Source organism: Paenibacillus sp. JT22N1 (assembly GCF_059692155.1).
The window spans coordinates 202,691-216,655 of the sequence record NZ_JCAUAW010000006.1; the positions used below are offsets into that span (position 1 = coordinate 202,691).

General features: G+C 44.5%; 12 protein-coding genes. 2 read left to right on the forward strand and 10 right to left on the reverse strand.

Annotation, left to right across the window (positions count from 1 at the left end):
* Positions 1–17: 17 nt before the first annotated feature.
* The 8 genes from AC58UU_RS13920 to AC58UU_RS13955 form a co-directional block, all read right to left on the reverse strand.
* On the reverse strand, positions 18–698 hold the full coding sequence (locus AC58UU_RS13920) for a DnaD domain-containing protein (RefSeq protein ID WP_497316507.1): 681 nt from the start codon (positions 696–698) through the stop codon (positions 18–20).
* Between the two features lie 35 nt (positions 699–733).
* Positions 734–2,023: an asparagine--tRNA ligase gene (gene asnS / locus AC58UU_RS13925; protein WP_497316509.1), complete on the reverse strand. Its 1,290-nt coding sequence runs from the start codon at positions 2,021–2,023 to the stop codon at positions 734–736.
* A gap of 142 nt (positions 2,024–2,165) precedes the next feature.
* Positions 2,166–3,374 carry an acetate/propionate family kinase gene (locus AC58UU_RS13930; RefSeq protein ID WP_497316511.1) on the reverse strand — a complete coding sequence of 403 codons (1,209 nt, stop codon included), beginning with the start codon at positions 3,372–3,374 and terminating at the stop codon, positions 2,166–2,168.
* The gene (locus tag AC58UU_RS13935) at positions 3,371–4,243 is read right to left on the reverse strand and encodes a 3-hydroxyacyl-CoA dehydrogenase family protein (RefSeq protein WP_497316513.1); all 873 of its coding nucleotides are present in this window, start codon (positions 4,241–4,243) and stop codon (positions 3,371–3,373) included. The genes AC58UU_RS13930 and AC58UU_RS13935 overlap by 4 nt, the downstream gene beginning before the upstream one ends.
* A 286-nt stretch (positions 4,244–4,529) precedes the next feature.
* Complete coding sequence (locus tag AC58UU_RS13940) at positions 4,530–6,035, reverse strand: AAA family ATPase (RefSeq protein ID WP_497316514.1); 1,506 nt, start codon at positions 6,033–6,035, stop codon at positions 4,530–4,532.
* Positions 6,028–6,558, reverse strand: a complete 531-nt coding sequence (locus AC58UU_RS13945) for a hypothetical protein (protein WP_497316515.1) — start codon at positions 6,556–6,558, stop codon at positions 6,028–6,030. Before AC58UU_RS13945 ends, AC58UU_RS13940 begins: the two co-directional genes overlap by 8 nt.
* A 114-nt stretch (positions 6,559–6,672) precedes the next feature.
* Positions 6,673–7,167, reverse strand: a complete 495-nt coding sequence (locus AC58UU_RS13950; RefSeq protein WP_171643348.1) for a cell wall elongation regulator TseB-like domain-containing protein — start codon at positions 7,165–7,167, stop codon at positions 6,673–6,675.
* 41 nt (positions 7,168–7,208) lie between these two features.
* Positions 7,209–8,504: an amidohydrolase gene (locus tag AC58UU_RS13955; RefSeq protein ID WP_497316517.1), complete on the reverse strand. Its 1,296-nt coding sequence runs from the start codon at positions 8,502–8,504 to the stop codon at positions 7,209–7,211.
* A 245-nt stretch (positions 8,505–8,749) separates the two neighbouring features.
* On the opposite strand from AC58UU_RS13955, the gene AC58UU_RS13960 reads away from it, so the two are divergent.
* Positions 8,750–9,376, forward strand: a complete 627-nt coding sequence (locus tag AC58UU_RS13960; RefSeq protein WP_057301770.1) for a DUF47 domain-containing protein — start codon at positions 8,750–8,752, stop codon at positions 9,374–9,376.
* Between the two features lie 63 nt (positions 9,377–9,439).
* Entirely contained in the window at positions 9,440–10,441 is a 1,002-nt protein-coding gene (locus tag AC58UU_RS13965; protein ID WP_497316519.1) for an inorganic phosphate transporter, read from the forward strand.
* 40 nt (positions 10,442–10,481) lie between these two features.
* Here AC58UU_RS13965 and AC58UU_RS13970 read toward each other — a convergent pair whose 3' ends face one another.
* Positions 10,482–11,102 (reverse strand): redox-sensing transcriptional repressor Rex, encoded by a 621-nt coding sequence (locus AC58UU_RS13970; protein ID WP_497316521.1) that lies wholly within the window; start codon positions 11,100–11,102, stop codon positions 10,482–10,484.
* Between the two features lie 2 nt (positions 11,103–11,104).
* Positions 11,105–13,960 (reverse strand): ATP-dependent DNA helicase DinG, encoded by a 2,856-nt coding sequence (dinG, locus tag AC58UU_RS13975; protein ID WP_497316523.1) that lies wholly within the window; start codon positions 13,958–13,960, stop codon positions 11,105–11,107.
* Between the last annotated feature and the right edge of the window lie 5 nt (positions 13,961–13,965).

Consider the following 13,965-nt stretch of genomic DNA (forward strand, 5'->3'; position numbering starts at 1 on the left):
TAGGACGTTTTTCTATTTTATCTAGATTGTCGAAATCGCTGCGAATATTCCTTGGCTTGGTCCACAGTCGCCACTCGATTGCGGCTCCATTCCAGTAATATCCGGTCAATATAACGGAAGTGTACTTTACCTGCAAATACAGCTTCTTTAAGAGCTGTCATAATGAGCTCTTCTTTGTACATATCCTTATCCAGCCAACCGCTGATTGTTTCCAGCTCCATTGGAGTTAATGGACGTGCAAATTCTTTTTCGAATGTTGTATAAATATTTTTGGCACTCTCATCAGACGGAATGGATGCGCGGATTGTGCTTAACTCAGCAATCTGCTGCTCGGCAACCCGTTTGGCTAATTTTTGGTATAACGGCGTAAGATTGTATCGTTCACTGCGTATCCCTGTTATTTCTGCTGTATCCTCATCGATCGCGATGAACTGCTCATGAATCAATTTCTGCAAGCTAGCAATGACCAGATCTGGTGAAGCTGACATGCGGAATTGAATCTCATCCGTGGTTGGAAAGTCGTTCTTTTCTTTTTCCAGAAATGATATCAAATGAATCAATGTCATGACTTCAATTTCACTCAACTGAAGGGCGCGGTAATTTTTGAGAAGAAGGCTTGGGACTCCAACATTCCCTTCCAGAAAGCCGGCCACAAGGACAGCTTCTATCTGCTGCTGTGTACTAGATTGTATACTCATCCGATCCCCTTTCTACCCATGGTCGATAAACCCAGTTACGGGTACAGACGGTATAAGAGACGAGGAAATGGAATCGTTTCGCGCACGTGATCCAAACCACAAATCCAAGCAACCGTACGTTCCAGTCCAAGTCCGAAACCGGAATGCGGCACAGTGCCATATTTCCGAAGATCAAGGTACCATTGATAGGCTTCTTTGGAAAGCTCATGCTCCTGGAAACGTTGCTCCATTAGCTCAGGATCATCAATCCTTTGGCTGCCTCCAATGATTTCTCCATACCCCTCAGGCGCAATCATATCGGCACAAAGCACGACTTCCGGACGGCTAGGATCAGGCTTCATGTAGAACGCTTTAATTTCTGTCGGCCAATGTGTAATGAAAACCGGTGTTTCATATTGAGCAGCAATCGCTGTTTCATGCGGAGCGCCGAAATCCTCGCCCCATTGGAATTCATGACCGTTCTTTTGTAAATAGTCTACAGCCTCATCATATGTAATTCGCGGGAAGCTGCCTTGAATTTTCTCCAACTTCGTTGTGTCTCTCTCTAAGGTTTCCAGCTCATCTCCACAATTTTTGAGCACGGTTTGAACGATATAAGAAACGAATTGCTCCTGTACTTCCAGATTCTCGACATGATCGACAAAAGCCATTTCCGGCTCAATCATCCAGAACTCGATAAGATGTCTGCGTGTTTTGGACTTCTCTGCACGGAATGTTGGACCGAAAGAGTACACACGGCCAAGTGCCATCGCGGCTGCTTCCATATAGAGCTGTCCACTTTGTGTAAGGAAGGCATCTTCATCAAAGTATTTGGTGTGAAATAAATTCGTTGTTCCCTCACATGAGGAAGGGGTTAGAATCGGTGGATCGACCAAATGGAAGCCACGCTCATTGAAAAATTGCTGAACGGCTTGAATAATTTGGGCACGAATCACGAGCACCGCACGCTGACGCGGACTCCTAATCCACAAGTGGCGATTATCCATCAAGAAATCAACGCCATGCTCTTTCGGTGTTATTGGATATTCTTCCGTCACTTGGATAATTTCAACGCCTAGGACATCAAGCTCATAGCCGCCTTTACTCCTCGTATCCTCTTTCACTTTTCCTGTTATGTAAAGCGAGCTTTCTTGCGTTAGCTTAGAAGCAGCTTCCCAGACGTCTTCACCTACATCACTTTTGACTACGACACCTTGTATATATCCGGAACCGTCTCTTAGTTGTAAAAACTGAATTTTACCACTTGAACGTTTCTTGTTTAGCCAACAGCCAATGGTAACCGACTCGCCGACATGATGTTTAACTTCGCTTATCGTACATTTCATTCTGCTTTTGAACCTCCTTAAAGTTTTCGTAAAAACCTAACTTCATACTTATATTCAATAAAATTCCGAAACCTCGGCCTACTGAACACTTCTATATTGTACACTATTTCCATGAGAAAACCTCTATCAAGACCATTCAAAATCAGACCGTTTGTGACTGAATGAGTCCAAATGTATCTCGAGCGATCACCCACTCCTCATTCGTTGGGATCACAAGCACTTCCACTTTCGACCCTTGCTTCGTAATCAGTCGCTCCAGACCTCGACCCTTGCGGTTCGCTTCTTCATCGAATTCAACACCGAGGAATGTCAGGCGTTCGCAGACCTTTTTACGAAGCAGCTCGGAATTTTCTCCGACGCCAGCTGTAAAAACAATCGCATCGATGCCATTCATAGCCGCGGCGTAAGCACCTATGTATTTGCGAAGCCGATACTCATACATCTCAAAAGCAAGCGCGGCGTTCTTATCTCCCGCCTCCAGTGCTTCAACGATCTCCCGCATATCGCTGGAGATCCCCGAGATCGCCTGCAGCCCGCTGTGCTTATTCAGCATGGAGCTGATCTCGCCCAGCGTCAAGTCCTCCTTGCCCATCGCATAGGGCACGATGGCCGGATCGAGATCGCCGCTGCGCGTGCCCATCATCAGCCCTTCGAGCGGTGTCATCCCCATGCTCGTATCCACGGACTTGCCGCCCATCACGGCGGCGCAGGAAGCTCCGTTACCGATGTGACAGGTAACGAGCTTCAACTGCTCCAGCGGGCGGCCTAGGAAGGCTGCGGCACGCTCGCTCACGTAGTTGTGCGAGGTGCCGTGGAAGCCATAACGGCGCACCTTGTGCTTCCGGTACAGGGCCATCGGTACCGGATATAGGTAGGCGTGCGCCGGCATCGACTGATGGAAGGCGGTGTCGAAGACGACGGCCTGCGGTACGCCCGGCATGTTCGCCTCCACCGCTGAGATGCCGAGCATATGCGCCGGATTGTGAAGCGGCGCCAAATCGAAGAGCCGCTTGATCTCCTTCTTCACCTCGTCATTAACGAGGACGGAGTTCTTGAAGGATTCGCCGCCGTGAACGACTCGGTGACCGACGGCGTCGATTTCAGACGTGGACGCCAGAACGCCGTGTTCAGGGTGCACCAGCAACTCAAGCACTTTGCGAATAGCTGTTGTATGCTCTAGAATCTCCCTAACTTCATGAACTTCTGCTTTCCCCGTCGGTTCATGTGTCAATATTGCCGTTTCCATCCCGATTCGCTCTACCTTGCCTTTGGCGAGAACGGCTTCATTTTCCATTTGGAAGAGTTGGTATTTAAGCGAAGAACTCCCTGCATTTATAACGAGAATATTCACAAACGATCACCATCCTTGTCATAACGGAAAAAGCCTTCTCCTGTTTTGACTCCTAGATGCCCCGCTCGAACCATTTGTTTCAATAGGAAGGACGGACGGTACTTCATGTCCCCATAATCGCGGAACATGCCTTCAAGTGCTGCATGTACCGAATCTAACCCGAATCGGTCACACATTTCCAGAGGACCATATTTGAAATCATAACCGATCCGCATGGCATTATCGATATCCTCAGCCGAAGCTACTCCTTCGGACAGCGTGTGCAGCGCTTCATTGATCAATGTGCAAATAAGCCTTGTTGTAATGAAGCCAGGCGACTCCGTGACCTTAATACTTTTCTTTAAAATAAGCTCGTCCACAAAACGGCGGGTTTGTTCGAAGGTTTCGTCCGACGTTTTCATCGCTCGGATAATTTCGACGAGATCAATTTTCGCCACGGGATGCAAAAAATGAAGTCCAATCACACGTTCGGGTTTCGTGGTAACCGCCGCAATCTCAGTCACGCTAAGGGTGGATGTATTCGTTGCTAAAATAATGGCTGGCGAACAAATTTGATTCAGTTGAAAAAATACATGCTTTTTAGCATTCAAATCTTCCGAAATCGTCTCTATAACCATATCGCAAGCAGCCATATCTTGTAGTGAATCAGCTTTTCTGATTTTGGCTAAAATCAGCTTTTTTTCCACTTCTGTCAATGACCACCGTTCTATTTGCTTATCTAAGCTGACCGTAATCTGTTCCATGGCTCGATCGAGCTTATCTGTTGTTTTTTCAACGAGTAATACGTCCAAACCACGGGCAGCGAGCATTTCTGCAATCCCCTGTCCCATCGTTCCCCCACCGATTACACCTATTGTTTTGAATACCATGCCACGTTTCTCCTTCTCCCACGCTGCGTTCTTAACCAACAACCCTACCTCATCTCGAAAACCCAATCATATCATACAATTTTTGTTCCCCAATTTCATTAGTATACACAAAACATTCGCCAGATTATCTCAGCTTTGACACAATTCCAGCACATCACAAACACATTATCGATATAACTTTGTACCAAGCAGCTCCCATCAAGGGGAATCCCAAGTTATCCACAACTAGTTATTGAGCATAATTACAATACGAAAAAAACCGCCGGCCACAAGGCCAACGGTCAACTTATGCACTCTTTGAAACAGAATCATCAAACAATTTTCGGAATGTGTCACCAGAAAGAACTTCTTCCTTCATCAAAATTTCAAAGGAATGTTCGAACACACTACGCTGCTGTTCTAACAGCTCCTTGGTGCGAATCATGAGGGCATCAAGGATGCTCGTATTCTCTTTCATGAGCTGATCCTTCGTCACCATATCGCGGTCAATGATACCGAGGGAAGTAAGTCCGGAATCCATCATATTACGAACCATGGAAAGTGACTGCTCGAAATCGTTACGCGAACCTGTACTGCGTCCACCATAGAAGATTTCTTCAGCCGCGGCGCCGCCGAGAGCGATCATGATCTGCTGCTCAATATAATCCTTGGTGTATAAATAATGATCTTTAGGCGGATTATGACGCACATATCCCAGCGCTTTCCCCCGCGGACTAACGGTAACCTGAGAAACAGAGCCAGGGCGAACAATTTCAGCAACAATCGCGTGACCTAATTCGTGATAAGCGACCCGCTCTTTTTCCTCTTGCGCCGTTTCCTTATCCGTTCTTTCCCCCATCATCACTTTATCAATCGCGGAAGCTAGATGGTGCTGTTCGATAGCCAGTTTATCTTCTCGCATGGCATAAATGGCGGCCTCATTCAGAACGCCCTCTAGCTGTGCACCAGAGAAACCAAAGGTTTGATCAGCGATCATATCCAAAGAAACGCCTTGAGCCAGCGGTTTATTTTTTACATGAATATCGAGAATGGACAGACGCCCTTTCTTATCCGGTAAGTCCACTTCAATATGACGGTCAAAACGGCCAGGACGCAATAAAGCACTATCGAGAATTTCTTTGCGGTTCGTTGCTGCAATGATCAAAATACGGGGAGCATCATTCGTATGAATACCATCCATTTCAGTTAATAGCTGGTTCAGCGTCTGATCGTACTCACGATGTTGACCGCCATCCCGTTTACCGCCGATAACATCAATCTCATCAATAAAAATAATCGCATTGTCTTTGCCTTCTTTAACAGCACGTGTTCTAGCTTCTTTAAAAAGGTCACGTACACGACTTGCACCGACACCGACGTACATTTCAACAAATTCACTACCTGAAGCAGCCATATAAACAGAATTCGTATAATGCGCGGCCGCTTTAGCCATTAACGTTTTCCCTGTTCCAGGAGGGCCAGTAAGCAGAATCCCTTTGAGTGGACGAATACCTAATTTCTTAATTTCTTCATGCTTGATCAGAAAATCAAGAGCTTCCATCAATTCTTTCTTAGCCCGATCCTGTCCGCCAATCTCATCAAACGTTAAATACGAAGGCGTCCGATTTTTGCTTTTACGATCTCCACCACCAGCAGATATCCCAGCACCGCCGCGGCTTTTAATCATATAAAACAAGGAAACACCCAATACACTAACAAACAGGATAGGTATCACATTTACACCTAGATAAGCTAAAAAGATCAGTAGAACCGGTATAAATCCAATCCCAATTTCTTTATAAATTTTACTCATTCGGCCACACTCCTATCTGGGAAGTTCTAGGTAGCATGATGAATTTGGTGGCATCACCATCTGTCAAACGAATATATACATAGGTTTGATCCATTTCACTATCTACTTTCATAGTTGGAACACCCTCAGCATATTTCTGCAGCGTTGTTGGAATGTCTGCATAATGCTTTGTCTCCATTGCTTGTGCTACCTCAAATAATGCTTTAGACCACCACTGATCCAGTTTCTCAGACGGGTTACTTTTCACATTTATATTCACAGAACGCTTACCGATAATGGATGCACCTTCTTTATGAATACGTTCGACTACATTTCTTAAATTGGCATCTGGGTTTAGACTAACTTCTATGTCAACTTGGTTATTGTCCAGTTTCATCGTTGAGCTCGTTACACCGGGAACCTTGCTAATGATATCAGATAATGGATTCTCCATAGCTAAACTTGTATAAGCGAACCAACCACCGAATAAAACTCCAGCAGATATAACAACACTCATGACGACAGGTAAGAGACGCAGCTTCATCAGTCAACGTCCCCCTTTCTATACGTATTTTATTGCCTCAATTGCTATACGATGAGTATATCACGCGATACACACATTAGCCTTATGAAATGAGTGGAAACAACAAAACTCAGCCTAATGCAGGCTGAGCCGGTACGTATCCATATAGAGTCCATCCTTGAATTTGTAATAATCATAGAAATAGCGTGTACCGCTGTTTTCATTCTTTTTATAGAAAACTTCCCAGACATAGTCATTACCAAGCTTACCTGGCAGCACACGTTCTATTTCAATCTCTGGAGCTTTTTTAAGCACGGTTTCTCGGACTTGCGCTTCGGTGAACGATTCAGCAGTCATCTCAGCGTGTATCCCTTTGTCTGAAACCCAAACGATAACGCCTTGCCCCAGCTTGTCTTCACCATAAACGATTTGAAGTGGTTCATCGCCATAGAAGAAATCCACCTTGGTTGCTTTCGTCATAATACTTTTCTCATAAGCTGTTTCTACCGCTTTGCGCTTATCATCCCAGTGCTCATTCTGAACATTTAAATAAAAGCGGCTAAGCACTACACCAAGTGTCAAAATAATAAATACACCGAATGCTATGATCCTTGTTCGCTTCGCATTCATGAACGCCGCTCACCTCCCCAGACGAACTTACAAGGAATCACTTAGCCAATGAGCTTATTAAAGCATTGTTCAAACTCACGCTTAATTTTTTCTTCATCAAGTGTTAAACATTCACCCTTGCGGACAATCCAATTTCCGTCTACACACACATCAACTACATCTTTTGCACATGCAGAGTAAACAATATGGGACACGAAGTCCGTCTTCGGAAGGAAATGAGGTTGGTCGATATCCAGTGCGATGAAGTCTGCCTTCATGCCAGCCTGCAGTAGGCCTACATTGTCTAACCATACTGATTCTGCACCCATCTTTGTTCCCATTAGAAGCGCTTCTGCCGCAGGCACAGCTAGAGGATCGCCAGAAACACCTTTGTGAATCAGCGCGGCGAGTCTCATTTCTTCGAACATATCCAAGTTATTATTGGAGGCTGCTCCATCCGTTCCAAGCGAAACCTTCACGCCTGCACGAAGAAGTTCAGGAACTCGGGCAACACCACTAGCAAGCTTTAGATTGCTTCCTGGGTTGTGGGAAATACGAACATCATACTTCTTAAGGATACTGATTTCTTCATCTGTGAGATGAACACCATGCGCGATGAGCGTCGGTCTGCTGAACACGCCATGCTTTTCTAAATGTGCAACGGGTCTCAAACCGTATTGATCAACATTCCCTTGAACTTCACGGCTTGTCTCCGACATGTGGGTATGAATGGGCAGGTTTAAATCATGAGCCACTTGAACAATCCGTTCTATATAATCTGGTGGACATGTATAGGGTGCATGTGGAGACATCATGGTCGTGATTCTTCCATTCGCACCGCCATGCCAGTTTTTTGCGAACTCGGTGGCTTCCTTCAATTTAGCATCTTGTACGTCCGGTGGACAAAGACCAATAATACCTCGGGTCAAAACACCGCGCATACCTGACTCTTCAACGGACTTAGCAACTTCGTTCATATGGTCATACATATCTACAAAAGTCGTCGTACCGCCTTTAATCATTTCTAGAATAGATAACTGCGTCCCCCATTTCACATCTTGGGCGCTGAATTTGGCTTCCATCGGCCACATTTTCTCTTCTAACCAAATTTGGAGAGCAAGATCGTCACCGTATCCGCGTAAAAGCGACATCGCTGCGTGACCATGCGTATTCACAAGACCAGGCATATAAAGCTTGTTCGTGCCGTCAATGACTTCGTCATAATTTTCTCGAGGTTCAGGTATTTCCTCACCGATGTATGTAATCTGGCTGCCCTCTATAACCATACAGCCTTTTATAGACGATTTCGCTTCATTATTTGAGATAAAAAAACCGTTCATAATTAATGTTTTTTTCATACTAAAAATCCCTCTCTATGCTCATTCTATTAATGACATTGCTTTTTAAACTTTACATCTTCGGGCTTGTAAAATCAAGGAAGCCAAGTGATGTTAAGAAATTGTAAAATGTCACTGAATTTTCGTTGCTTTCGATGCAATTGTTATGATACTTTTAACTTTGTGAGTTTTTTCTACCATTTGGTCTGTTTATCTTATATATTCGATCAAAAATTAGTACATATAGTAAAATATAGGAGGATTATATGACAACGTTATTCACGAAAAAGAACGAAGTCGATTTCTTGCAACTTCTCATCCGTGCTGCAGAAAACGCATTGCAAACTGCTCAACTATTTCGCACAGCCATGATGGGTGATAAACCGCCTATTGAGTATGTAAAAGCGATTAACGATTTAGAGCATGCAGGCGATTCCATTACTCACGAAATTTTTAAAGGTTTAAACAAAGTATTTATTACACCGATTGATCGTGAAGATATTATGGTTCTAGCCTCCAAAGTGGATGATGTAACAGATGGTATTGAAGCTACAATTGCTCGTTTCGACTATCTTTCTGTATCCCATACAGATTCTTATATGAAAGAGTTTTCTGCTGTCATTGTAGACTCTTGCCAGCATATGCTGGATGCGTTCAAGCTTCTGGCGAAGAAAAAATACATGCAAATTCCTGAGCATACGGTTGCTATTAATTCCCTCGAGAATGACGGAGACCGTTTGATGCGCGAAGGGATTCGCCAAATTTTCATCACACGTAAAGACCTGTACGAAGATTTTAAATTAAAAGAAATCTATGAGCGTTTGGAAGAAACAACGGATGCTTGTGAAGATGTAGCCAATATCCTTGATAGCGTTGTACTTCGTTATTCATAAGGCACATTCGTGTCCATGTTTACGAAGAAAGTTTTCCAAATGGAAAACTCTTAGGAGGAAATCATGTTAACTTATTTAATCGTTATCGTTGTGCTTGCCTTACTTTTTGATTTCATTAATGGATTTCACGATACGGCTAATGCGATTGCAACTTCCATCTCCACTCGTGCATTAAGTCCCCGTGTAGCCATCGCCATGGCCGCCACACTCAACTTTGTCGGAGCCATGGTTTCCTCTAAGGTTGCCAAAACCGTTGGAGGAAGCATAGCGAACCCAGCCAAAATTGAAAATGGCGTTGAAATCGTCATTGCTGCTTTACTTGCGGCTATCATTTGGAACTTGTTGACCTGGTATCTGGCGATTCCCTCATCTTCTTCGCATACACTCCTTGGTTCGCTAGCTGGAGCTGTTATCGCTGGTGCTGGGGTCCATTCGGTGAATTGGAATGGTTTTACTCAAATTATTATCATTTTAGTACTATCGCCCATTATTGCTTTCGCCCTAGGTTACCTAATTATGATTTTGATCAAGTACATCGTTATATGGTCTGGAAATACATCTAGATCGAAGCTAAATCGCATATTCCGTACCTTGCAAATTTTATCCGCGGGATTACTTTCATACTCCCATGGTGGGAACGATGCACAAAAAGCAATGGGGATTATCGTATTTGGTTTGGTCGCAGCCGGTGTTCAAACAGACCTGGAAGTACCTCTCTGGGTGAAAATTGCTGCCGCATTGGCCATGGGACTAGGAACATCCATCGGTGGATGGCGAATTATTAAAACCGTTTCCGGTAAGATTGTTAAAATCGAGCCGATCAATGGTTTTGCCTCGGACTTAACGTCATCACTCGTTATTCAGTTCTCTACTCATTTGGGTAAACCATTATCAACGACTCATGTTATTTCTTCCGCGATTATCGGGACAGGCAGTGTCATGCGCTTCCATGAAGTTCAATGGGGCACGGTTGGACGCATGTTGATCACTTGGGTTATTACGATTCCAATCAGCATCGCGCTCGCATTCTCGATCTACTTCGTTTTATTCAGATTCATTTTCTAAAAATAAAGGCACGCCCCAGGTAATCGGGTCGTGCCTTTTTCTAATCCAAATAATAAGCTAAACTTTGCAATTCTGTTGTAAAATCCGCATGATGCACACGCACTTCGGGAGGAACCTTAATAATAACGGGAGCAAAATTCAATATGGCTTCGATCCCGCATTCTACGAATTGATTGGCTACATTTTGAGCTTCATTCGCAGGAACCGTAATGATGCCGATGCGAACGCCTAATTCAGATAAAACACTCTTCATCTCATGCATCGGTTGAACAATAAGATTGTTGATCGATTCCCCAGCTTTGCTTGGCATTGCATCAAAAACTGCGACAATTTTCATATCATTGCGTAAGTAAGTATTATAATTGCATAAAGCGCGGCCTAGGTTACCCGCTCCAACAAGAGCAACTTGAATATGGCGATCCAACTTCAAGATCTGTCTAATCTTCTCAATTAGATAAGCAATGTCGTAACCGATTCCCTTTTTGCCGAATTCCCCGAAATAAGCCAAATCCTTGCGAATCTGTGCCGGATTCAGATCGAGTTTTTGACCCAAATCCTGCGAAGATACCGTCGATACATTTTTCATTGCAAGTTCATTCAGAAAGCGTAAATAAATGGGCAGCCTCCGAACGACGGCTTCCGATATTTTTTGTGTTTTCAACTCTACGCCTCCCCCATCCACTCTTCAATCCTAGGTAACATTTGCTCGGTCGTCATATGCTCTATCTTCGGACCAGGCAATGAATAAAGGAAGTGCTTGCCATAATACGTATCAATGACACGAGTATCGTAGATGATAACGATGCCTTTATCGGATGCACGTCTGACAAGTCGGCCAAAGCCCTGCTTAAATCGAATGACAGCCTGCGGTACAGAAAATTTCATAAATGGATTCTCATTGCGTTTCTTAATATTTTCACATTTCGCCTCGACAAGAGGATGATTTGGCGGTTGAAACGGCAATCGTATAATAGCAAGACAGCTTAGCGCATCTCCTGGAATATCGACACCCTCCCAGAACGAGCTGGTGCCCAGTAGGACGCACATTTTGTTATCTTGGAACATCCGGGTCAGTTTACTCCGATTGCCGCTGTCAACCCCCTGTCCGAGCACTGTAATTCCATGTGGCTTCAAGAGATCCTTCATGCCGGCATAAATTTGCTTTAGCATACGATTCGAAGTGCACAAAATCAACATACGTCCTTTGGTAATTCGCGCAACATCACTAAGCGACTCAATAAGTGCGTTAATAAAAACAGGATCTCCGGCACCTTTGATCGTCGGGAAGTTCCGAGGAATCACGACGAGAGCTTGCTCTCTATAATTAAATGGAGATGGCAATTGAACGGTTTTTAGCTTGCCCGATTCTTCATCCTCAGGAATGACTAATCCTAATTGATCCGCTGAATATTGAAAAGACTTATTAACAGACAAAGTCGCGGAGGTCAGAATAATACTGTCTTTGGTCTCAAAGAAATGCTGCTGAAGCAGCCCACTTACATCGGTAGGCACCGATACAAGCTGCAGCGACTTCGATTTCGCATAGGTACCCGCTTCCATCCAATACACATAACCCTCATCGGCCATTTTCATAAAAAAGTGCAGGGCATCTCGATGGTTGTACAGTTCTTTTACCGTGCCATTCAAATCGGTGACTAAACCTTGGACCCCAAAAACTTCCTGCATGTCCTTCACTTCATTTAACAATTTATCAAGCGTGCGGAGTAAATCATTCGCATTCAAATAAATATTGTCTTCCATGATCAGAAGCTCTCGCCACTCGGGTGGAAGCGTTTCGGGCTTCATCCGCAGTACGTATTGTGAGTTTTCCGATTGCGAAGGATCGCTCCTAGAAGATAACAGTTCATAGAGCGCTTCGCTGAGCCGATCCCAATCCTCTTTGATTTGCACGATTTTGGGAAAGAGCCCGTCAATGGTTTGACTCCAAGCGGCAGCGCGTTCCGGCTGCTCATCCGATTTCTGCAATCGAAACCGCAGCATCGGTAATTGGCCGCTGCGATTATCTTTATATAGCCATAGCAACGAATGATAAAATGCGGAAGAATGCAGCTCAATACCAAGATGCTTACTGGCCACTTCTTCGAAGTGATGAGCCTCATCAATGACAAGGTGCTTGTAAGACGGTAGAAGGCGGTTCTCAGCCTTCATATCCGTGAAGAGGAGGGAATGGTTCGTGATGATCACATCGGCCGTATTGGCGTCATTCCGAGCGCGATGATAGAAGCATTTCTTGTACCAAGGGCACATGCGATTCAAACAAGAATCGGTGTCACTTGCAACCGAATACCAGAATTGCGCACCCTTATTTCCAAAATGCAGCTCCTCTTCATCCCCATGCTCCGTCTCACTCAGCCATACAACCATTTGCGCTGCCGTGATCGGATCTTCCTTGCCATTCTCGTAATCACGTGTTGTTAGCTTTGTCTCGAATTTACGCAAGCATAAGTAATGACTTCTGCCTTTGAGTACAGCAGCTTTGAAAGGGATAGGGAAAATCTCCTTCAAGAGAGGAATGTCCCGCTCACGGAGTTGTTCTTGCAAGTTAATCGTATGCGTAGAAACAATCACTTTCTTCTCATACTTGATGCCATAATAAATAGATGGTATTAAATACCCTAGTGACTTCCCTGTTCCGGTCCCCGCTTCAATCATCAAATGCTGATCATGCTCGAGTGACTTTTCAACTTCCCGGATCATCTGCTCTTGGGATTCACGGTCTTCAAAGATCTCGAATTTTTCCCGTAAGGCTGTTTTCAAACCTTGATGGAACTCTGTAAAAGAAGAACCTAAACCATCCGCATCGGAGTCTTTGCGCGTATCTTCCTCATCGCCCCAATCCGTGACACCCAGCGTAAATTGCCTGAAATATCGATTCGTATCCAAATCCACACTGGTGATAGACTCTTTGTAGATGCATATTTCATCAAGGAACCAGCCTAAATCGCTGTTGCCGTTTTCGAAAATATGCTGCAAGCGTTGAATCGTTAGAAGTGGCAACCCCAGCAAGCGTTCCAAACAAATAATCCATATGGCTGCCGTTACTTCCGCATCACTATCCGCCTGGTGTGGCCTTTCATGATCAATACCAAATAAACCGGCTACCATGCTGAGTTGAAGACTCGAAATCGATGGAAATAGGATGCGCAGCAAATCCATCGTATCCAGCACACGTCCTGTGAATGGCGGGTATCCTGTTTTCGTCAGTCCTTTTTGTAAAAAGGATAAATCAAAAGCCGCATGGTGCGCCACAAGTACACTATCAAACAACAGCGGGAACATTTCCGCCATGACTTGGTCAAGTGGGGGAGCATCCGCAACCATGTCTTCCGTAATCCCTGTAAGTGTTGTAATCGAAGAAGGTATACTTATCCCTGGTTTGACCAGAGAAGTATACCTGTGAGTAATTTGAAATTGATCTATAATGACGAGTCCAACCTGAATAATTTCATCCGCAGGCTGACTTCCTGTCGTTTCAAAATCCAAAACTGCAAATTTCATGACGT